This is a genomic window from Arminella tubonensis, from assembly GCF_003240585.1.
In the GTDB taxonomy this organism is placed as follows: domain Bacteria; phylum Pseudomonadota; class Alphaproteobacteria; order Rhizobiales; family Rhizobiaceae; genus Rhizobium; species Rhizobium tubonense.
Window position 1 is genome coordinate 149,307 of the sequence record NZ_PCDP01000038.1, and the last position, 20,446, is coordinate 169,752.

The following is a 20,446-nucleotide window of genomic DNA, read 5'->3' on the forward strand; positions in this document are numbered from 1 at the left end:
TCCTGTTTAAGCGGTTACGCGCTCGATGGCATCGATCAGTTTTGCAGGGTCGAAAGGCTTGACGATCCAGCCCGTGGCACCGGCCTGGCGGGCACGGTTCTTCTTTTCGGCATCGCTTTCCGTGGTCAGCACCAGGATCGGGATCGCACGATACTTGTCGTTGCGACGAACACCCTCGATGAAGCCGAAGCCGTCAAGACGAGGCATGTTGATGTCGGTGACGATGACGTCGGGATTGGCTTCCTCGAGAACCTCGAGACCCTCGATGCCGTCTTCGGCCTGGATGGTCTCAAAGCCTGCATTGTTGAGCGTGACGAGCAGCATGTTCCTGATCGTCCGGGAGTCATCCACGGTGAGCACTTTTTTCTTCATTGCCGGGTCCCCTTGGCAAGCAGGTGATCGATGTTGACACCGATCAGCTGCATCGTTTTCTGAAATGCATCCGACACCTTGGAAAAGGTGAAGGACAGCTTGTCTTCATCCCAAGTCTTGGCAGCGGCCATGATTACCTGGACGCATAGAGCCCCGACCCTTTCGACGCCCGAGGCGTCGACCACGACGTTGCTGCCGCGTAGTCCCATCAATTTGCCGCGAAGCGTCGAAGCTTCGTTGAGGTCCAGCACTGCGGCCAGACTGATTGTCTTTTCGCCCTTCTTGCCTGCCATCAGATCGTTTCCTGTCGGTTGAATTCAGGCCACACCGCCTGCATACGCATCAAATCAAAGCTGTCAAAAAACATTCCGATGGCCTCCCAGTCCTGCTGCACGCCGCGGAAAGTCGAAGGCATCGTCGGCCTCCGCCTCGGCATATGACACCAGGGAGAAGCTATCTCCACGAAGCTCAGGCGCGGCGGCAACAGTGCTGCGCGGCGCGCGGCCGGCATCGGCATATTGCTTCTCGCGGGCGATGCGGAATTCACGGATCGTCTGGCCCAGTTCAAGGATGACCGTCTGCAGCGTGTCGGCGCCTTCGCCGGTGCTGCGGGCAAGTGCGCCCGTGCCGGCTACGCGTTCGCCCAGACTTCCGACCTCCGATGTGACGGCATTGAGACCAGCCGCCTGATCGTCCGTCGCATTTGCGATGCCTGATATTGCGTCGTTGATGTCGCCGACCTGCCGGACGATGTTGCCGATGGCCTCCTGCGTCCGGCCGACCATCTGGACGCCGGCATCGACCTGCGCCTTGGTGCCCGACACCAATGTCTTTATCTCGCGGGCGGCATCGGCGGAGCGCTGCGCAAGTGCGCGTACTTCCTGCGCGACGACGGCAAAGCCGCGACCGCTATCGCCGGCACGAGCGGCTTCGATCCCGGCGTTCAGCGCCAAAAGGTTGGTCTGGAAAGCAATCTCGTCGATGACGCCGATGATCTCGCCGATCTTCTCGGCCGAGGTTTCGATGTCGGACATCGCGGCAATTGCCTGGCCGACGACAAGGCCGCTCGCCTCGGCAGCCACGCGCGTCGAAGATACGGCTCGCTCCGTAGAGCGCGTGCTCGACGCATTGTCGCGTACCTGGTCGGCAAGGTTGGCCAGAAGCTTTGCCGCACCGAGAAGTTCCTGGGAGTGACTCGCGGAGGATTGGGTCAGCGTGCGGCTATCGCGGGCGATGGCGCCTGTGGTTGCTTCGGCGGCCTGTAGCCGGCCGGAAAGCGAGACGAAATCGCCTTGCACCTCATCCAGCGCCGCATTCAGCGTTTGTGCCAGATCCGCATAGGCTGCAGGTACATCCGGGCTGACGCGGACAGTCAGATCACGCTCGCCAAGGGCGCGGACGACGTCGCCGAAGATATCGACGACCTCGGCCTGATCGGCGGCGCGCTGATCCGCCAGCGCTCGTTGATGGCTGATGCGGGTCTCGTTGAAGCGCAGCGACACGGCGATCTCGACGTCCACCATGACAAGCCGGACGATCGCGGACATCAGTTCGGACAGTTCGCGTGCACGGCGTTTCGAACCCGGCAACAGCGCACGCACGCCCATGTCCTCGGCAATTCCCGAAAGCAGGTGCTCGAGAATGACGCCGTGGCCGGCAATATGCCAGCGGGGATCGAGCCCCATCTTGCTTTCGGAATCGGAGAGAACCTTGACGCGTTCGGCATAAAGGCTGTCGAAGCGGGCGTCAGTCAGGACGTCCCAATGGGAAGACTGCAGGTCGTGGAGACGCTCTACCTGGCGTTCGGTCGAAAAATTGCGGGAAGCATCGGGAAATGACTGGTAGCGCTGGAAAAGATCGCGGAGGCCGGCCTTCAGATGCGCCTGCAGCATCGGGCGATGGCGACGCACGGCCTCGCACTGCTCGGCATCGAGACCGGCAAAGCGCAAGCGGTCGCGAAGGCTGCCTGCCTGCGCCCGTTGTGCCTGATCTGATGGCTGGTCTTGCGCCAAAGCCGTCCCCACCGAAATGTGCCAGGCGCAACGGCCCGACGAAATTCTGATAATCCAGCATTAACAATGAGATAGCGAGACGCTGCACTTGGCCGCCGGTTTCAAATACCGGAAGGCAAAAGCCTGCTCATTCACCGAAGTCAGTGCTGGAACTGCTTACTGAGATGAAATCCGGGATTGGAACCGGGTACGGCGGGGCGGCTTCATGCCTGGTGGAAGAGGAAGACATTCTCCCATTCCGACGTCTAACCCAATGTTTATGGTTAATTCGTTGCTTGAAGGTTAATAAGCGCCCGCTGCCCCTCGCTTTTGAACTAAAATGAAATTTAGCTTGCAGACAATTAGCCAAATCGAATAGACGCAAGTCAGGAGCAAGTTTCGCGTTGTAGTCGAAGAACCACCACGACTTCGATATCGATAAGGGAAGAGCAATGATTGTTCTTGGTTTGAGCGCTTCGCTCATTGCCAGCATGACGCTGTTTGCAATCGCACTGTTGAGCCGGATCGAATTTTCACGGGACCGGATCGCACTGCGCGTGTTCTAGTCTCCGGCAATCAGCCAGACACAAAATTCTCATGTGACAAGCCTTATGGCCGCAGCCGGCTGGTTGCTCGCACATATCGTTGTGCGCTGCGATGGCGGCGGCTGGCGTTGGGCCCGATAGTGCCATATGAAGGCGGCCATTCGTCGACCGGCCTCAAGATCGAGCAGCAATGTCCAGCCTTGCCCCCATCGAAACAAGCAACAGAATTCTATCGCTTCGACTTGCCCTGCTGATCATCCTTGCGGTGACGCTCTGGCGGGTCGTCATGCTTTATTTCAACACGACGGATCTCTTCGTCGATGAATCCCAGTATTGGTTCTGGGGGCAGAATCTCGATTTCGGATATTATTCCAAGCCGCCGATGATCGCCTGGGTGATCCGGCTGTTCAACGCGCTTTCCGGCTCCGACAAGACATTCTGGATCCGGCTTTCGGCGCCTCTCTTTCACATGGCAACCGCTCTCGTTCTGATGCGGGCGTCGCGCCGCCTTCTTGGACCCGAGATCGAGCCCTGGGTCGGCGTCACCTTCGTCACGCTGCCGGCGGTCTCGCTGTCGTCCGTGCTGGTCTCGACCGACACCATCCAGATCCTGTTCGTCTCGATCGGGATATGGGCTTTCCTTGGCCTCAACAAGCGGACGTCCGTCGTCGAGGCCCTCATTCTCGGTGTCAGCCTCGGTCTGGCGTTCCTGACGAAATATTCCGTGCTCTTCATGCTGCCCGGCGTCGCGATCGCAATGATCACCCTGCCCTCGGCACGGGTGGCGTGGCGCGACGTGATCATCGCTGCCGTTGCAGGCGCGATCGTCGTTGCGCCCAATCTCTTATGGAACCTGTCGCACGACATCGCGACGGTGCGCCACACCGAGAGCATCGCCCACTGGGATGGAACCGGCAAAGGCAATGGGGTGCTTCTCCATCTGCTCGGCGGGCTGGAGTTCGTCGCCGCGCAGTTCGGCGTCGTCGGCCCGATCGTATTTTTCGCAATGCTCTGGGGGGCGTGGCGCGTGATCCGCGGGGAAAGCGGCCCGCAGGAAAAGTTGCTTGTCTGGCTCTCCATCCCAGTCGTGCTTTTGATCACGCTGCAGGCGCTGTTTGCAAAAGCCTATGCCAACTGGGCGGTCACCGCGTTTGCCGCCGGCACAATTCTTGCTGTCTGGCTGCTCAAGGATACCAGGCGCGGGCTTACCACCTCGCTGATCATCAATGGCATTCCGGCGATCCTGCTGCCGATCCTCACCGTCTTTGCCGGCGATTTGAAGCTGCCGAACGGCGATCTGCTGATGAAGCGCTATGTCGGGCGGAGCGCGATCAGCCTCCAGATCGCCGATATGGCCAGCAAGGCGCATACCGATCTCATCGTTGCCGACAACAGGGATATCCTGGCGGACCTGTTCTACACGCTGAAGGGCAAGCCCTACCACGTCTATGCCCGCAATTTCGGCGGCTTCCCCAAGAGCTATTACGAGCAGATGTTCTCGCTGCCCCCAGAGACGACGGCCGACGTGCTTTATGTGGCGACATCGCCGTTCGACTGTGCAAGCGGCACCGCGGAACTTGTCAGCACGTGGAAACCGGATTTCGGCTACATGAGGGACAAGGCGCTTTACGCCTACCGCGTTTCTCCGAGCTGCCTGGCGCCGACGCCCTGAGATTCAGCCAGGTCAGCCTTGTGCCGTTGCGCGCAGGGCAATTGCCCACCCGAGCCCGGCAATCTCGACGAATGCAACGCCGCCTTCCTCGAAGGCAAGGCGCAATTGTGCCTCCGTCGCACGATGGATATCATGCCTACTACCCTCGTAGTCGCGAATCGTGCTGCGGGAAACGCCGGCGCGATCGGCCAGATCCGATTGCGTCCAGTCGAGGAAACCACGTGCCGCGCGGCAATGTGCCGGCGTTAAAATCATTGCTCTTTCGCCTTGAATCATCTGAAAATATCACCCATATTGGTCAATATACGTCAAATATGTCATAAACTTCGCAGGATTTCCAGCATCGGGAGACAACAATGCCGCATGAAACGCCCCTGATCTCGACCATCGTCATGGGCCTCGTGCTGGCATTCATCTTCGGGGCGATCGCCCATCGGCTGCGCATGCCGCCACTGGTCGGATATCTCATCGCCGGCATCCTTTCTGGCCCATATACGCCCGGCTTCGTCGCCGACCAGAGCCTCGCGCCGGAACTTGCCGAGATCGGCGTCATCCTGTTGATGTTTGGCGTCGGCCTGCATTTTTCGCTGAAAGACCTGCTGTCGGTGCGCGGCATCGCCGTTCCCGGCGCCATCGTCCAGATCGGCTTTGCGACCCTGCTCGGCTGGGGCATGGGCACCCTGCTGGGCTGGCCGCTCGGCGGAAGCCTCGTCTTCGGGCTGGCGCTATCGGTGGCCTCGACGGTCGTCCTCCTGAAGGCGCTCCAGGAGCGGCGGCTGGTTGAAACGGAACGGGGCAGGATCGCGGTCGGCTGGCTGATCGTCGAGGATCTGGCGATGGTCCTTGCACTGGTGCTCATTCCAGCTGCGGCAAGCGTCACGGGCGATGGACACGGCGCCGTCGAGCCGCTGTCTGCTGCGCTGAACAGTCTGCTTGGGTTGAACCTCGGCATCGGTGGCATCATCGGGATGACACTGCTGAAGGTCGTGCTCTTCGTCGGCCTGATGCTCGTCTTTGGACGGCGCGTCATTCCGTGGATCCTGCACAGGACGGCGCATACGGGTTCCCGCGAGCTGTTCCGGCTCGGCGTACTGGCGATCGCGCTCGGTGTCGCTTTCGGCGCGGCAAAGCTCTTTGGCGTTTCGCTAGCGCTTGGCGCGTTCTTCGCCGGCATGGTTCTCGCGGAAAGTGAACTCAGCCATCGGGCGGCCGAGGAAAGCCTGCCGCTGCGCGATGCCTTTGCCGTGTTGTTCTTCGTTTCGGTCGGCATGCTTTTCAATCCGACCATCCTCGTCGAACAGCCTCTGCTGGTGCTGGCGACCGTGTTCATCATCATCGTCGGCAAGTCGGCCGCAGCATTCCTCATCGTCATCGCCTTCCGAAGGCCGATCGGCACGGCGCTGACCATTTCAGCCAGCCTTTCGCAGATCGGCGAATTCTCCTTCATTCTTGCAGCGCTCGGGGTAGAGCTGGGGCTGCTGCCCGAACAGGGGCGCGACCTGATCCTTGCCGGCGCGATCATCTCTATCATCCTCAATCCGCTGGTGTTCTTCATCTGCGACCGATTGAAGCGGGTGCTGGAAAGCCGGGTGCCTCAAGCGGAGGAGACCGCAATAGACGCGGACGGTCCGGAGGCGGCTGAGAGTGCCAACCCAGTCGCGACGGATGCTGGAAAGGACGAGCCGGCGCCGACGTCGCTCAGCGGTCATGCCGTCATCGTGGGTTACGGTCGTGTCGGCAGTATCGTCGTCGAAGGTCTCAAGCAGGCTGGGACGCCGTTCCTTGTCATCGAGGATTCGGACAAGCGCATCGCGGAGCTTCGCACTCTCGGTGTCGAGGCGATTTCCGGAAATGCGGCTTCGGCCGAGGTGTTGGCCTTTGCCAATCTCGGGGGTGCGGAGAGCCTCGTCATCGCAATTCCGAACGCATTCGAGACCTGCACCGTCGCCGAGCAGGCGCGCAAGCTCAACCCCTCGATCCTGATCGTGGCGCGGGCACATAGCGATGCGGAAGTCGACGAAATACTGCGCTACGGCGCGGATACCGTGATCATGGGAGAGCGGGAAATTGCATTGGGGATGGTTGACCGGCTGGCGCAACTGCATCATGACAGGCCGGACTATGAAGACGAGGAGGCCGCTGGTATGATAGGAGAGGCGAAAATCTCCGCACCAGCGAAAGAATGAAGGTCGTTTCAACCCTTGAATCCGTTCGAAACCGGCGTTGCCGATAGCGAAGAAACCGACTACAGGACGCATCGCGCCATGCCGCGCATGATCGCCTCGCTGGTCGTCGCTTTCTTTGCCTATATCGGACTTGCGCTGGGCGGCGGGTTCGGCGCGATAGCCAATACCGAGACCAGCAGCTTTTCAGCCGGCAAGAGCAACCAGCCGCTCTATCAATCCCTGCGCGATACTGCGCGCGGCATCGTTGTGGTCGAGCGAAATGCAGATGCAAAAGGCAGCTGGCATGACGGCAACGCAGCGCTGGCTCCAGTGCCGCCGTCGCTCTCGATCTTCAATCCGATATCGCAGCCGCGCGATCTTGCCGGTGCAGCCCCTGCCACGGCAGTTTCGTTCAGGCCCTATCTGGCTCGTGGACCACCACTCGTCGCGGCCTGACCCGATCACGCGCCAAGCGGCGCATCTCCAAAATGACGACAGACATGCAAGCCAGCGATTTTTCCGCTGGCACAAGCATATTCAAGGATTAAACATATGCGCACCTCACCATGGCTGGTGTTCACCTATGCGGTGATCATCGTGCTTGGCTTCCTCGTCGCCCTCCCGAACATGCTGCCACAGGCTACCTTGGCACGGATTCCGGCGTGGCTTCCCCATTCCCAGGTTTCTCTCGGCCTTGACCTTCGCGGCGGCTCGCACCTGGTGCTGGAAGTCGACGAAGGCGACCTTACCCACGAACGGCTGCAATCCTTGGTCGGGGACGCCCGTCGCGTTCTGCGCGCCAAGAACATCCTGACCAAGTCGATCGTCCAGAACAAGGACCAGATCGTCGTTGTCGTGACCGATCCGACGCAGACCGACGCTGCGGTCACCGAGCTCAAGACGCTCGCCAACACGATCAACACCGGTATTACCGCCGGGCAGTCGGACCTGGCGATCAACCAGAACAACGGCACGATCACGCTCGCCTTCTCGCCAGCCGGTATCGCGGCCAACGTCGACAATGCGGTCCAGCAGAGCCTCGAGGTCATTCGCCAGCGCGTCGACCAGGTGGGCGTCGCCGAACCGACCATCCAGCGCATCGGCAGCAACCGTGTTCTCGTTCAGCTTCCGGGTACGCAGGATCCGTCGCGACTGCGCGAGTTGCTCGGTTCGACAGCCAAGATGTCGTTTCACATGCTCGCCGAGGGCGGCGATATCACCAATCCCGGCCCGGGCGTCACCGTCATGAAGGACGAAAAGGGCAACAGCTATCCGATCCAGGATCGTGTCGAACTGTCCGGCGACCGTCTTTCCGACGCGCGCGTCAGCTTCGATCCGAACACGCATGAGCCGCTGGTTACCTTCCGCTTCGACAGCGCCGGTGCCAATCGCTTTGCCGAGATCACCCGCGAAAACGTCGGCAAGCCGTTTGCCATCGTCCTCGACAACAAGGTGCTGAGCGCGCCTGTCATCCGCGAACCCATCACCGGCGGTTCCGGCCAGATTTCCGGCAACTTCACGGCGGAGAGCGCGACCACGCTTTCAGCCCTGCTGCGCGCCGGCGCCCTGCCTGCCAAGCTTACCATCATCGAAGAACGCACCGTCGGCGCCGATCTCGGTAGCGACGCCATCAGGATGGGCATCTATTCCGGCATTGTCGGCTTTGCGCTCGTCGCAGCCTTCATCTTCGTTCTCTATGGTGCCTGGGGCATCCTGGCGAATGTGGCGCTGCTGATCCATACGGTTCTGACCTTCTCGGCGCTGACGCTCGTTGGCGCAACGCTGACGCTGCCCGGTATTGCCGGTGTCGTTCTTGGCATCGGTCTTGCTGTCGACGCGAACGTCCTCATCAACGAGCGTATTCGCGAGGAAACCCGCAAGGGAAGGAGTGCCTTCGCCGCTATCGATAACGGCTTCCGCCGCGCATATTCGACCATCATCGACGGCAATATGACGGCCCTGATCGCTGCAGCCATTCTGTTCTATTTCGGCTCGGGTCCTATTCGCGGCTTCGCCGTGACCATGGGCCTCGGCCTGATCATCTCGATGTTCACGTCGGTCGCTTTCGTACGTGTCGTGATGATTGCCATCGCCCGCCGCCGCAAGCTGAAGGTGATCAACATTCAGTCGCTGTTCCGGTTCAGCCCTTATGACCGGCACATCCAGTTCATGAAGGCACGCTTCTTCGGCGTGAGTGTCTCGGCATTCCTTTCGATCGCCTCCATCGCACTGTTTATCTATCCCGGCCTGAACTATGGCGTCGACTTCCGTGGCGGCATCCAGATGTCTGTAAAGACCAAGGACCCGGCCAATCTTTCGACATTCCGCGAGGGCCTGAACACGCTTGGCCTCGGTGAAATCAGTCTGCAGTCGTTCGGCGACAACAACACCATCCTCGTCCGGGCTCAACGGCAGGATGGCGGAGAAGCGGCACAGACCGCGGCTGTCGAAAAGCTGAAGACCGAAGTCGGGAAGATCGATCCGTCGGCCACGATCGAAGGTACAGATGTCATCGGTCCGAAGGTCAGCGGCGAGCTTGCCTGGGCTGGTATTCTGTCGGTCGTGATCGCCAGCCTGGCGATGCTGTTCTACATCTGGGCACGGTTCGAATGGCCGTTTGCGGTGGGTGCCATCGTCACGCTGGTACTCGACGTCACCAAGGCGATCGGATTTTTCGCGATCACCGGCCTCGATTTCAACCTGACGGCTATCGCCGCCATCCTGACGCTGGTCGGCTACTCGGTCAACGACAAGGTCGTGGTCTACGACCGCATGCGTGAAAACATGCGGCTCTACAAGTCGATGCCGCTGCGCGAGATCATCGACAAGTCGATCAACGAAACCCTGGCGCGAAGCCTCTACACCAACGCCACCGCCTTTCTCGCTCTGGTGCCAATGGCGATCTGGGGCGGCAGCGCAGTGTCCAGCTTCGCGATCCCGATGGTTTTCGGCATTCTTGTCGCCGGCGCCTCGTCGATCTTCATTGCGGCGCCTATCCTGCTGTTCCTCGGCGACTGGCGCACCCGCCACCGCCATACGAACGAAGTGAAGCAGGCCGAGGCCGACAAGGCTGCGGCGCAGAAGCAGCTTCCGGCCGCGGAATAATGGTCAAGCAAAAGGAGCGTGCCCGGCAATTCGGGCACGCTCGCAGGTGGTTCAGATCGACGGCATGTGTAGCGGCATGCCCGGTTTCGGCGCCGGAATGCGCTCGACCACGCCCCGCTCCTGCTCGGTGATGAGCGCGTATTTTCCATCCAGCGTGAAGGCAATGTTCCCGGGCAACAGCCCGTTCGTGGGAATGTGCCCGGACTTGGCACCGTTCCGATCGATCAGGCAGACGTCTCCCTGCCCGTAGACGGTGCAATAGAGCGTGCCGTCGCGATCGAAGGCCATGCCCGCCGGACCTTTCAGCTGCTCCTTCATCGGCGTTTTAAGAACGTGCGCAAAGATTTCCTGCCGACCGCCGACGATCTGGCGATAGACATTTCCCGTCAGGGTCTCGCTGTAGTACAGCAGGCCCTCGGCGTCGAAGGCGATACCGTTGGCCAGCAACAAGCCTGTTGCAAGCGTACGCAGCACACGGCCTTCCCGAGGGTCGATCTGGTAGACGCGGCCGTTATACGGCGCGCTCAGAAAATCAGGACGGATCCCGACGCCTTCGACGAGATTGGAAATCTCCACGCCTGAATCCGTCATGTAGAGCAGGCCGTCGGGGCCAAAGGCCAGATCGTTCGGAAAGACGAACGGGCCGTCTTCCGTACCCTCGATCAGCTGGAGCGTCCGGCCCTTGGGCGACAGTCTTACCAGGCAGTTCTCGGGTCCGCCGGCCACCCAGAAACAACCGTCGCCGTCGACCGCCAGCCCCGAAGGGCGGCCGCCGGGCCGGCAGATTTCACGGTGTTTTATACCGGCGTCGATGATCGTCAGGCAGCCGCGATCATCTTCCATTTCGGTAAGCGCAATACGTCCGTCAGCCATCCCTACCGGCCCGTCAGGCAGATGTAGTCCGGTTGCGATCGTCTCGTTCATGCGTCCTCCGAAGCAGACGTTAAAACGCATGACAAGGCTAACTTGTTCAACGCTTTATGTAAACGGACGTCAGCAACCCTCATGCCTCATTTGGGCGCGCGTCAAAGCAGCTTGATCGACTTGACACCCGGAGGCGAGTCGGAACATCTACAGAACATTCCCACTGCCTAATAGGCTTTGATTCCTTATCGAGGGTATCGTCGACATGTCAGGGGCCGTATCCGGGGCAATGCAGGAGACCTGATGAACGCCGGTTATCTGGAGAAACTCAACCCGGAGCAGCGCCTGGCGGTCGAGCATGGCACCGAGATCGAGGGCAGCCATATTTCCGGGCCGCTGCTGGTGATCGCCGGCGCAGGGTCCGGCAAGACCAATACGCTTGCCCATCGCGTCGCCCACCTCATCGTCAAGGGCGCCGACCCGCGCCGCATTCTCCTCATGACCTTTTCCCGCCGGGCGGCCTCCGAGATGGCGCGTCGCGTCGAGCGGATCTGCACCCAGGTGCTTGGCGCCAATGCCGGGATCATCACCGACGCGCTCGCCTGGACCGGCACCTTCCACGGTATCGGCGCGAGGCTGTTGCGCGACTATGCCGAACAGATCGGCCTTGATCCCGCCTTCACCATCCATGACCGGGAGGACAGCGCCGACCTCATGAACCTCGTTCGCCATGAGCTTGGTTTTTCGAAAACCGAAAGTCGCTTTCCGACGAAGGGCACCTGCCTTGCGATCTATTCCCGCGTCGTCAATTCGGAAACGGCGCTGGAGCAAATCCTGCGTGACGCATTTCCCTGGTGTGCGGCCTGGGAGAAGCAGCTGCGGGAGCTTTTCGCTGCATATGTCGAAGCCAAGCAGGTTCAGAACGTGCTCGATTACGACGATCTGCTGCTCTACTGGGCCCATATGGTCCATGAACCGCTGATCGCTGACGATATCGGCGGGCGGTTCGACCATGTGCTTGTGGACGAGTATCAGGATACCAACAGGCTGCAATCGTCGATCCTGATGGCTTTGAAGCCGGGCGGACACGGGCTGACCGTCGTTGGCGACGATGCGCAGTCGATCTATTCGTTCCGGGCGGCGACTGTGCGCAACATCCTTGATTTTCCGGGATCGTTCAGCCCCGCCGCCAATGTCGTCACTCTCGACCGCAACTATCGTTCGACGCAACCCATTCTGGCGGCGGCCAACGCCGTGATCGACCTCGCCTCCGAGCGGTTCACCAAGAACCTCCGCACCGAACGCCAATCGGCCGAGCGGCCGCGGCTGGTGACCGTGCGGGACGAGGCGGATCAGGCACGCTATGTCGCTGACATGGTGCTGGAAAACCGCGAGGGCGGTACGCGGCTGAAACAGCAGGCCGTGCTCTTTCGCGCTTCGGGCCATAGCGGGCCGCTGGAGATCGAACTGACGCGGCGCAATATTCCGTTCGTCAAGTTCGGCGGCCTGAAGTTCCTCGACAGCGCCCATGTCAAGGACATGCTCGCAGCCCTTCGCTTTGCCCAGAACCCGCGCGACCGCGTTGCAGGCTTCCGGCTGATGCAGTTGCTCCCGGGCGTCGGCCCTTCGACTGCGCAGCGCGTTCTCGACCAGATGAGCGAGACGGCAAATCCTATCGGGGCTCTCACCGACATTCCGACCCCTGCCCGCACCGGCGACGATTGGACGTCGTTCGTCGCGACGCTGCAGGAGCTGCAGACCGGCAAGGCCGGCTGGCCAGCGGAAATCGGCCTGGTCCGCCGCTGGTACGAGCCGCATCTCGACCGCCTGCATGAGGACGCGTCTATGCGGCAGGCCGATCTCATCCAGCTTGAGCAGATTGCCGGCGGCTACCCCTCGCGCGAACGCTTCCTGACCGAACTGACGCTCGATCCACCGGATGCTACCAGCGACCAGGCGGGCGTGCCGCTGCTTGACGAGGACTACCTCATTCTGTCGACCATCCATTCCGCCAAGGGCCAGGAATGGACGAAGGTGTTCATGCTCAACGTCGTCGACGGATGCATCCCGTCCGATCTCGGCGTCGGCACCAGCGCGGAGATCGAGGAGGAGCGGCGGCTGCTTTATGTCGCGATGACGCGTGCCAAGGATAGCCTCGACCTCGTTCTGCCGCAGCGCTTCTTCACGCACGGACAAAACGCGCAGGGCGACCGGCATGTCTATGCATCGCGCAGCCGCTTTATCCCGGCAACGCTGCTGCAGTTCTTCGAAGTCTGCGGCTGGCCGCAGGTTCGCGCCGATAGCGCCGCAATGGCTCAGGCACGGCAGGTCCGTGTCGATGTAGGTGCCCGCATGCGCGGAATGTGGCGCTGACGGTTTCTCAGGTGCGCTGGCGGAACATCTCGATGATGGCGGAGAAATCCCTGCCGCCATTGCCCTGCTTCTCGAACATGCCGAAGAGTTGGGCCGCCGCCGCGCCGAGCGGCGTCGTTGCGCCGACCAAAAGGCTTGCCTCCTGCGACAAGTTGAGATCCTTCAGCATCAGGTCGGCTGCAAAGCCGGGCTTGAAGGAATTATTGGCCGGCGAACTCGGAACGGGGCCGGGAACCGGGCAATAGCTGTTGATCGACCAGCACTGGCCCGAAGACGTCGAGGCCACGTCGAAGAGCGCCTGGTGCGAAAGACCCAGTTTTTCCGCCAGCACGAAAGCTTCGCAGACGCCGATCATCGAGATACCGAGGATCATGTTGTTGCAGATCTTCGCGGCCTGACCGGTGCCGCCGTCGCCGCAATGGACGATCGTCTTTCCCATCGCTTCCAGCAGCGGTTTGGCCCTGGCGAACCCCTCTTCCGATCCGCCAACCATGAAGGTCAGCGTTGCTGCCGCCGCGCCTTTGGTGCCGCCTGAGACAGGTGCATCCAGCGACAGACAGCCTGCCTGCTTGGCCATGGCATGCGCCTTGCGGGCGCTGTCGACATCGATTGTCGAGCAATCGATCAGCAAGGTGTCCTTGGCAGGGGAGCGGATGATGTCGTTCCAGACGGTCAGCACCTGCGAGCCCTTGCGCAGCATGGTGATCACCACCTCGGCGTCGGCCAGCGCCTCCGTCATCACGTTGGCCGGCTTGACGCCGGTCGCTTCGGCTGCCTTCAGCATGTCGTGCGACAGGTCGAAGCCGGTGACGGTATGCCCGGCCTTCGCCAGGTTGGCCGCCATGGGGCCACCCATATTTCCAAGGCCGATGAATGCGATCCGTGTCATGGTTGCTGTTCCTTCTCATCGTGTTTTTCGAAGAGCGGCGGCTTCGCCGAAATGAAGAAGCGATCGATCATCGCATCATCGACGCCTGCAAGGCTTGGTGGCGACCACGCGGGATTGCGATCCTTGTCGATCACCGCGGCGCGAATACCCTCGTAGAAATCCGGATTGTGGAGGATCTGCAGGCAGGCGCCAAGCTCCCGTTCGAGGCATTCTGCAAGGCTGGCGCTATCGCGGCCGGCGCGCAGCAGCCTCAGCGTCAGCTTGAGGCTGGTCGGCGAGCGGGTGGCGATGAGACTTCGCGTTGTCTGAGGGAAATCCCCTTGCTCGGATGCGAGCGCGTCTACTATTTCCTCAACGCTATCGTGGGCGAACAGGCGGTCTATCAGTTCGCCGTGGGCGGCCAGACGTGCCTCCCCGGGTTCCCGTCCCATGGCGGCGATCACCGCATTCACCTCGGCGGCGGAGGCCCTGCGTGGAAGCCTGCCTATCGCGTCGACTAGTTCAGGAAGCTCTGCCGACGACACGCAATGGTCAGCCAGATTGGCATGGATCGCGTCGGCCGCACCGACATCGAGACCGGTCAGGGCCATCCAGGTTCCCGTTTCGCCGGGTGCGCGCGGCAGAAGCCAGGTGGCACCGACATCTGGAAAATAGCCGATCCCGGTTTCAGGCATGGCGAGCCGGGTGCGCTCGGTGACGACCCTGTGGCTGCCATGTGCCGAAAGCCCGACGCCGCCGCCCATGGTTATGCCGTCCATCAGCGCGACATAGGGTTTCGAATAATGGGCGATCGCGTGGTTCAGCTGGAACTCCTCGCGCCAGAATGCGGTGGCGTCGCCGCCTTCATTTCGGCCGCTCTGGTACAAGGCGCGAATATCGCCGCCGGCGCAGAAGCCCCGTTCCCCCTCGCCCATGATGACGACGCTGGCGATTTCGGCATCAGCGGCGAAGTCTTCCAGCGCCTTGGCGATTGCGCGGACCATGGGCAAGGTGAGGCTGTTCAGCGCTTTCGCACGATTGAGGCGAATGGTGCCCGCCGATCCGCTGCGGCCGACAACGACCTCGTCCGTGATTTCGGTCTGCATTCGGTCCCTCCACATCCATCGACATCAAGGACATGGGCACCTTTCGCCTGTCTGTCCAGCGCTCGACAGCAATAAGATTGCGAGCGCGGTCAGAAGGATCGAAACGGTGACGATGATCGGCGTTTTCAGGCCCGCAGGACGTCACGCTCATTCTCGGCACCCATGCTCTTGAGCGCGAAATTGATCGCCTGACGCAGGGGGAGCGGCCGGGAGAAATGATATCCCTGCGCCAGTCGGACGCCGGACGCATAAAGCGCATGGGCTATCTCGGCGGTTTCGACACCTTCGGCGACGGAATCGATCCCGAGGTTGTGGCAGAGGCTCGCGACCGACCGGGTGATGTTCATGCAACGGATGTCCTTTTCGAACTGCAGGACAAAGCTCTTATCGATCTTGATCTTGTCGAACTCCAGCCGGTGGATGTGGCTGAGGCTTGAAAAGCCTGTCCCGAAATCGTCGAGGGCGATGGTGATACCGGCATTGCGAAGCAGGCCGATCACCTCGTAAGCGGTATCGAAATCCGAGAGCAGCGCCGTTTCGGTGATCTCGAACTCGATGCGGCGCGGGTCGATGCCGGATGTATTGATCATCGACAGCAGCGCCATCGAGGTCTCGTGGTCGCAGATGTCGCGGGCCGAGAGGTTGAACGAAAGCCGCAGCGGCTTCGGAATGGCGGCAAGCCCTTCAAGGGCCTGCGCAAAGAGAATTCGGGTCATCTTGCCGATCATCGCCGTGCGCTCGGCTGCCGGGACGAAGGCATCAGGGCTGATGCGGCCGAAGCGGGCACTGTTCCAGCGGGCCAGCGCCTCGAAACCGACGACACGCCCGGTCGCCAGATCGATCACCGGCTGGTATTCGAGCGATAGCTCGTTGGCAAAGTCGTCGCCCTGCAATTCAAGCTCGATGAGATGGCGCTGCTTGAGGATGGCCTCGTGGTCCTGCGAGAAGAACTCGACGCTGCCATTGCGCTTGCTCTTGACCTGGTAGAGCGCGAAGTCGGCCTTTTCATAGAGCTCCTCGGCGGAATGGCCGGTGCCCTCCGGGCAAACGATGCCGCAGGAGCCGGAGATGCGGATGGAACCGCCGGGGATTTCGTAGGGCTCCCGCAAGGTAGTGCAGAACTCCTGGCCGAGGTCGCTGATCCGGCTGGGGCTCATGCCGTGGGGAAAGATGATGCCGAACTCGTCGCCGCCAAGGCGCGACACCATGCCTTCGCCCCCCATCAGCGCCACGAAGCGGATGGCGCTCTCCTTCAAGACCATATCACCGGCGGAATGGCCGAAGACGTCGTTGACCGGCTTGAAGCCGTCGAGATCGACCAGACCGACAACAGGCGGCTCGTTCGGACGCTCCCTCACCTGGCGCTGCAGCTCGCGAAAGAAGCTGCGGCGGTTGGCGAGGCCGGTCAATTGGTCCTGAAGCGCATTGCGGCTATTGACGAGATTGAACTGCTCGGCTTCGGCGCGCTGTTCGCCGAGTTCCTCCGTCAAGCGGACCAGGCCAGCGAAATTCTCGAAATAGCTCTGGATAACCTTCAGGAACGGGTAGGCAAGGAAGATGACGCTCGTCGCTGTCGCCTGGAAGACCGGATTGCCGGAGAACATGAAGACGATCACCATCGTCGAAAAGGTCGTCGCCGTCGTCACGATCGCAGCCGCCGGCAGGTGCATCAGGCAAAAGATGCAGGAAATGCCGGTGACCACGAGAAAATATGCGATCTGGCCTTGCTGGTAGGCATTGCCGTACTGGTAGAGGGCGGTTGCCCAGCCCGCGAAGCAGAAGGTCAATATGCCGGCCGCATAAACCGTTCGATACATCACCCGATATGCCTGATCGGCGTTCAGTTTCCCTTTGCCGTTCAACTGCCACCAGGCAATTCGGAAGATGCAAACGACACTGAGTGAGACGGGGATGTACAGCGCCAGCCAAAGCGGGGCTGCATGGATATGCGTTATGGCAACGGCCAGAGCATTGATTATCAGCAGGATGTAGAGAATTGGGATTTGCGATGACAGGGCATCGTACTGAGCCACGAGGAATTTCGGGTTGTCTCTTTGCAGGCGCATTCCTGAAAGTAAGTTCTTCATGGCGTCCTTCCGTTTGCAAAGAAAAAACCACAGAAGTCTTGATTTTCAGTTATCTCTAATATGACCAATTAGAATTATCTCATAAATGGTACTCTCTACTCTCCGAGCCCTCACTTATACGATGGAGAACGTAGCTTCGACCTAGAAGCTCGCCGCCAATGCCTTGCGCGTGCTCTCGAGATCGAGGTTAGAACGTTGGCCCAGATAGTTTTCCCAGTCGAGCGACGAACGCACGATGGTTTCCATGCAATTATATTTCGGCGTCCAGGACAGCTCCCTGCGCGCCAGGCTCGAATCTGCAACGACGCTTGCGGCATCCCCGGGACGGCGCGGCGCCATGCGGATCTTGAACGCATGGCCATGGACGCGCGTGACCATGTTCAGGACATCGAGCACGGAATAGCCCATGCCATAGCCGCAATTGGCGACCAGCGACGAGCCGCCGCCGCGCAGGCGATGCAGCGCTTTCAGATGAGCGTCGGTCAGGTCGGTGACATGGATGTAGTCGCGCACGCCCGTACCATCGTGTGTCGGGTAATCCGTGCCGTAGATATCCACCTGGGGACGTTTGCCAAGCGCTGCCTCGCAGGCGACCTTGACCAGATGGGTGGCGCCATCGGTCGATTGGCCTGTCCGGCCTTTCGCGTCGGCGCCGGCAACGTTGAAATAACGAAGCGCCACATAACGGAAGTCGTAGGCGGCAGCTGCATCGCGCAGCATGAGCTCCGACATAAGCTTCGAATATCCATAGGGCGTTTCGGGATGAAGCGGTGCCGTCTCCGACACGGGTTCCGAAGAGGCTTGCGGGCCATAAACCGCTGCGGTCGATGAAAAGACGAAGTGACGGACGCGCGCCTTGACCGCCGCGCTCATCAACGAACGGGTCTTGCCCGTGTTGTTTTCATAATAGGCAAGCGGATCGGTTATCGAGACGGGAACCACGGCCGAACCGGCGAAATGGATGATGGCCTCGATGTCGTTCTCGGTGAAAATCTTTTGAAGCAGCGCCTCATCGGCGGCATCGCCCAGATAGAAGCGAGCGGCGGGCGCCACGGCCCAGCGGAAACCGCTGGAAAGCCGGTCGACCACAACCACATCCTCGCCGGCATCCAGCAAGGTCCAGACCATGTGGCTACCGATATAACCGGCGCCGCCTGTTACCAATACCGCCATTTGTTCGCGTCCCTGAGTTGTCCTGCGGGAAGCATATGGAGCTCGCTTTCTTTCAGATTTGATTATGAACCCACCTTTTGCGCCGTTGAGAAGCGGAAGATTGATCCTATGGTTACGGGCGGCTTCCGCCTTTCGTTCAAAGTTTATCGACTTTGGATTATAGGCATGAAAAAGCCCGGCGGGGAAAACCGGGCTCGGGTATCGCAGGAGCTGGGGAGTGCAATCAGCGCTTGAGGATATAGTCGCAGAGACGCTCTGCGGCGTCGGCGACATGGACCGGATTGCGCAGGAAGCAGGCGCGCAGGAAAAGCTCGCCGCCTGGACCGAATGCCGTGCCCGGCGCGAGGCCGACCCCCGTCTTGTCGACGATATCGAGCGCCGCCTGGCGGCTGTCGGTTATGCCGTCGATCTTCAGGAAAGCGTAGATGGCGCCGTCCGGCTTCAGCGTCTCGACGCGGTTGGTGGCGATCAACGCATCGCAGAGGATGTCGCGGGAGAGCGTTGCCTTCTCGATATTCGACCGGACGAAATCATCGCCTTCGTCGAGGGCGGCAACCGCGCCTTTCTGCAGGAACTGCGCGACGCCTGACGTGGAATACTGGACGAGGTTTTCCATGACCTGGCCGATTTCAGGCGGGGCGACGATCCAGCCAACGCGCCAGCCGGTCATCGACCAGTTTTTGGAGAAGGAATTGACGAACATGATCCGGTCATCGGCTTCCTTGACATCGAGGAAGGACGGCGCCCGGCTGCCGCCGTAGTAGTAGAGCGCATATATCTCGTCCGCCATGATCCAGAGGCCATGCTTGCGGGCGACGGCGAGGATATCCGTCAGGTCCTTGTGTGTAGCAGTCCACCCGGTCGGGTTCGACGGCGTGTTGACGAATATGCCCTTGGTCTTCGGCGTGATTGCCGCTTCCAGTTTTTCAAGGTCAACAGCCCATTTGCTGTTTTCGAACCGCAATGGCACGCCGACGGAACGGGCGCCCGATATTTCGAGAGCGGCTGATATATTGGGCCAGGCGGGCGTCAGGTAGATCATCTCGTCGCCGGGCGAGGTGATCGCCTGCACAGCCAGCTGGATCGCCTGCATGCCGGAGCCCGTGACATAGAAATGCTCAAGCGGCAGCGATACGCCGAAATGCCTGGCGTAGTAATTGGAGAGGGCTTGCCGAAGCTCCGGGATGCCGCGCTGCCAGGTGTAGAACGTCTCGCCGGCGGAAAGAGATGCCATCGCCGCCCGGTTGATGAAATCGGGGGTCGGCAAATCGCCTTCGCCGGCCCAAAGCGGCAGGAGCCCATCGCGGCCACGGGCATAGTTCACGACTTCGACGATCCCGCTTTCAGGTGCTGCCAAAGCGCGCGGGCTCAAGCTATTCAATATCGACACGCAAAGTCTCCAGTTCGAGCTTTCATACTGCAGTCGGGCATACCGCAGTTTTGGGGCCAAATCCCATGACTTTGCCTGAGCAACAGATCGATTTCAGTGATGAATGGCGCTCCGTTCCCTATGAGACCGGCGCGCCGGGAGCGAGGATCAAGCCAGCGGCCGCCTGGCGAGCAGGTCGCGGATTTCGGTCAGCAGGGCTACATCCTCCGCTGGAGGCGCTGCTTCGGCGGCTGCATCCTCACGCCGTTCGACCTGGGCACGCAGGACATTCACGCCCTTGACCATCAGGAAAATGATCCAGGCAAGGATCAGGAAGTTGATCAGGACCGTCAGGAAGCTGCCATAGGCGAAGACCGCACCCTGTGCACGGGCGGCAGCCAGCGACGGCGCATTGACGTTGTGCGAAAGCGGAATGAAATAGTTGGAGAAATCGAACCCGCCGAAGACGGCTCCGACGACCGGCATGATGATATCGTCGACGAGAGATTTGACAATGCCGCCGAACGCGCCGCCGATGATCACACCGACTGCCAGATCCATGACGTTGCCACGAGCGATAAACGCTTTGAACTCATTGAGCATCGATTAGTCCCCTTCCCTGCGCTACGGTTGAACATGCCTTTGAAATCATTAGCTACATCTTTAGCTCGGTTGTTCAATAGACAATTGCCCCATTGCGGTGCAGTTTATGCCACTTCCCCCAGAAGATGTGACTTAAGACTAAGGCCCGCCTGC

Annotated in this window: 16 protein-coding genes; 5 read left to right on the forward strand and 11 right to left on the reverse strand. The window is 60.7% G+C overall.

The annotated features are described in order from the left end of the window. Nucleotides 1–6: 6 nt before the first annotated feature. From cheY1 to CPY51_RS18185, 3 genes are all read right to left on the reverse strand, one after another. On the reverse strand, nucleotides 7–372 hold the full coding sequence (cheY1, locus tag CPY51_RS18175) for a chemotaxis response regulator CheY1 (protein WP_007695696.1): 366 nt from the start codon (nucleotides 370–372) through the stop codon (nucleotides 7–9). Further along, nucleotides 369–665, reverse strand: a complete 297-nt coding sequence (locus CPY51_RS18180) for an STAS domain-containing protein (RefSeq protein WP_111161642.1) — start codon at nucleotides 663–665, stop codon at nucleotides 369–371. The genes cheY1 and CPY51_RS18180 overlap by 4 nt, the downstream gene beginning before the upstream one ends. A 63-nt stretch (nucleotides 666–728) precedes the next feature. Beyond that, the gene (locus tag CPY51_RS18185; protein WP_111161932.1) at nucleotides 729–2,384 is read right to left on the reverse strand and encodes a globin-coupled sensor protein; all 1,656 of its coding nucleotides are present in this window, start codon (nucleotides 2,382–2,384) and stop codon (nucleotides 729–731) included. 714 nt (nucleotides 2,385–3,098) lie between these two features. Here CPY51_RS18185 and CPY51_RS18190 point away from each other — a divergent pair. Beyond that, nucleotides 3,099–4,580: an ArnT family glycosyltransferase gene (locus tag CPY51_RS18190; RefSeq protein WP_111161643.1), complete on the forward strand. Its 1,482-nt coding sequence runs from the start codon at nucleotides 3,099–3,101 to the stop codon at nucleotides 4,578–4,580. Between the two features lie 12 nt (nucleotides 4,581–4,592). Here the strand turns inward: CPY51_RS18190 and CPY51_RS18195 are convergent, their stop codons facing one another. Continuing rightward, nucleotides 4,593–4,856, reverse strand: a complete 264-nt coding sequence (locus CPY51_RS18195; protein WP_111161644.1) for a helix-turn-helix transcriptional regulator — start codon at nucleotides 4,854–4,856, stop codon at nucleotides 4,593–4,595. An 80-nt stretch (nucleotides 4,857–4,936) separates the two neighbouring features. Between CPY51_RS18195 and ybaL the strand changes: the two genes are divergently transcribed. The 3 genes from ybaL (at nucleotide 4,937) to secD (ending at nucleotide 9,850) form a co-directional block, all read left to right on the forward strand. Then, nucleotides 4,937–6,766 carry a YbaL family putative K(+) efflux transporter gene (ybaL, locus tag CPY51_RS18200; RefSeq protein WP_111161645.1) on the forward strand — a complete coding sequence of 610 codons (1,830 nt, stop codon included), beginning with the start codon at nucleotides 4,937–4,939 and terminating at the stop codon, nucleotides 6,764–6,766. A gap of 15 nt (nucleotides 6,767–6,781) precedes the next feature. Then, the gene (locus CPY51_RS18205; protein WP_111161646.1) at nucleotides 6,782–7,201 is read left to right on the forward strand and encodes a hypothetical protein; all 420 of its coding nucleotides are present in this window, start codon (nucleotides 6,782–6,784) and stop codon (nucleotides 7,199–7,201) included. Nucleotides 7,202–7,297: 96 nt separating this feature from the next. Continuing rightward, the gene (gene secD / locus CPY51_RS18210) at nucleotides 7,298–9,850 is read left to right on the forward strand and encodes a protein translocase subunit SecD (RefSeq protein WP_111161647.1); all 2,553 of its coding nucleotides are present in this window, start codon (nucleotides 7,298–7,300) and stop codon (nucleotides 9,848–9,850) included. 51 nt (nucleotides 9,851–9,901) lie between these two features. Here secD and CPY51_RS18215 read toward each other — a convergent pair whose 3' ends face one another. Beyond that, nucleotides 9,902–10,774, reverse strand: a complete 873-nt coding sequence (locus CPY51_RS18215; RefSeq protein ID WP_111161648.1) for an SMP-30/gluconolactonase/LRE family protein — start codon at nucleotides 10,772–10,774, stop codon at nucleotides 9,902–9,904. A gap of 243 nt (nucleotides 10,775–11,017) precedes the next feature. Between CPY51_RS18215 and CPY51_RS18220 the strand changes: the two genes are divergently transcribed. Beyond that, entirely contained in the window at nucleotides 11,018–13,087 is a 2,070-nt protein-coding gene (locus CPY51_RS18220) for an ATP-dependent helicase (protein WP_111161649.1), read from the forward strand. A 7-nt stretch (nucleotides 13,088–13,094) separates the two neighbouring features. Here the strand turns inward: CPY51_RS18220 and mmsB are convergent, their stop codons facing one another. From mmsB to mscL, 6 genes are all read right to left on the reverse strand, one after another. Next, nucleotides 13,095–13,976, reverse strand: a complete 882-nt coding sequence (gene mmsB / locus CPY51_RS18225; protein WP_111161650.1) for a 3-hydroxyisobutyrate dehydrogenase — start codon at nucleotides 13,974–13,976, stop codon at nucleotides 13,095–13,097. Further along, on the reverse strand, nucleotides 13,973–15,061 hold the full coding sequence (locus CPY51_RS18230; RefSeq protein ID WP_111161651.1) for an enoyl-CoA hydratase/isomerase family protein: 1,089 nt from the start codon (nucleotides 15,059–15,061) through the stop codon (nucleotides 13,973–13,975). Before CPY51_RS18230 ends, mmsB begins: the two co-directional genes overlap by 4 nt. A gap of 125 nt (nucleotides 15,062–15,186) precedes the next feature. Beyond that, the gene (locus CPY51_RS18235) at nucleotides 15,187–17,148 is read right to left on the reverse strand and encodes a putative bifunctional diguanylate cyclase/phosphodiesterase (protein ID WP_111161652.1); all 1,962 of its coding nucleotides are present in this window, start codon (nucleotides 17,146–17,148) and stop codon (nucleotides 15,187–15,189) included. Between the two features lie 141 nt (nucleotides 17,149–17,289). Further along, a complete protein-coding gene (gene galE, locus CPY51_RS18240; protein ID WP_111161653.1) occupies nucleotides 17,290–18,321 on the reverse strand; it encodes a UDP-glucose 4-epimerase GalE in 1,032 nt (343 codons plus the stop codon). Nucleotides 18,322–18,544: 223 nt separating this feature from the next. After that, nucleotides 18,545–19,711, reverse strand: coding sequence for a pyridoxal phosphate-dependent aminotransferase (locus CPY51_RS18245; protein ID WP_111161654.1), 1,167 nt, complete (start codon nucleotides 19,709–19,711; stop codon nucleotides 18,545–18,547). A gap of 147 nt (nucleotides 19,712–19,858) precedes the next feature. After that, nucleotides 19,859–20,293 carry a large conductance mechanosensitive channel protein MscL gene (gene mscL, locus CPY51_RS18250; protein WP_111161655.1) on the reverse strand — a complete coding sequence of 145 codons (435 nt, stop codon included), beginning with the start codon at nucleotides 20,291–20,293 and terminating at the stop codon, nucleotides 19,859–19,861. Nucleotides 20,294–20,446: the final 153 nt, after the last annotated feature.

Bases quoted from the DNA above. Each gene is read 5' to 3' on its own strand.
- cheY1 (WP_007695696.1), bottom strand. From the start codon at position 372: ATGAAGAAAAAAGTGCTCACCGTGGATGACTCCCGGACGATCAGGAAC.
- CPY51_RS18180 (WP_111161642.1), bottom strand. From the start codon at position 665: ATGGCAGGCAAGAAGGGCGAAAAGACAATCAGTCTGGCCGCAGTGCTG.
- CPY51_RS18190 (WP_111161643.1), top strand. From the start codon at position 3,099: ATGTCCAGCCTTGCCCCCATCGAAACAAGCAACAGAATTCTATCGCTT.
- CPY51_RS18195 (WP_111161644.1), bottom strand. From the start codon at position 4,856: ATGATTCAAGGCGAAAGAGCAATGATTTTAACGCCGGCACATTGCCGC.
- ybaL (WP_111161645.1), top strand. From the start codon at position 4,937: ATGCCGCATGAAACGCCCCTGATCTCGACCATCGTCATGGGCCTCGTG.
- secD (WP_111161647.1), top strand. From the start codon at position 7,298: ATGCGCACCTCACCATGGCTGGTGTTCACCTATGCGGTGATCATCGTG.
- CPY51_RS18215 (WP_111161648.1), bottom strand. From the start codon at position 10,774: ATGAACGAGACGATCGCAACCGGACTACATCTGCCTGACGGGCCGGTA.
- CPY51_RS18220 (WP_111161649.1), top strand. From the start codon at position 11,018: ATGAACGCCGGTTATCTGGAGAAACTCAACCCGGAGCAGCGCCTGGCG.
- mmsB (WP_111161650.1), bottom strand. From the start codon at position 13,976: ATGACACGGATCGCATTCATCGGCCTTGGAAATATGGGTGGCCCCATG.
- CPY51_RS18230 (WP_111161651.1), bottom strand. From the start codon at position 15,061: ATGCAGACCGAAATCACGGACGAGGTCGTTGTCGGCCGCAGCGGATCG.
- CPY51_RS18235 (WP_111161652.1), bottom strand. From the start codon at position 17,148: ATGAAGAACTTACTTTCAGGAATGCGCCTGCAAAGAGACAACCCGAAA.
- galE (WP_111161653.1), bottom strand. From the start codon at position 18,321: ATGGCGGTATTGGTAACAGGCGGCGCCGGTTATATCGGTAGCCACATG.
- mscL (WP_111161655.1), bottom strand. From the start codon at position 20,293: ATGCTCAATGAGTTCAAAGCGTTTATCGCTCGTGGCAACGTCATGGAT.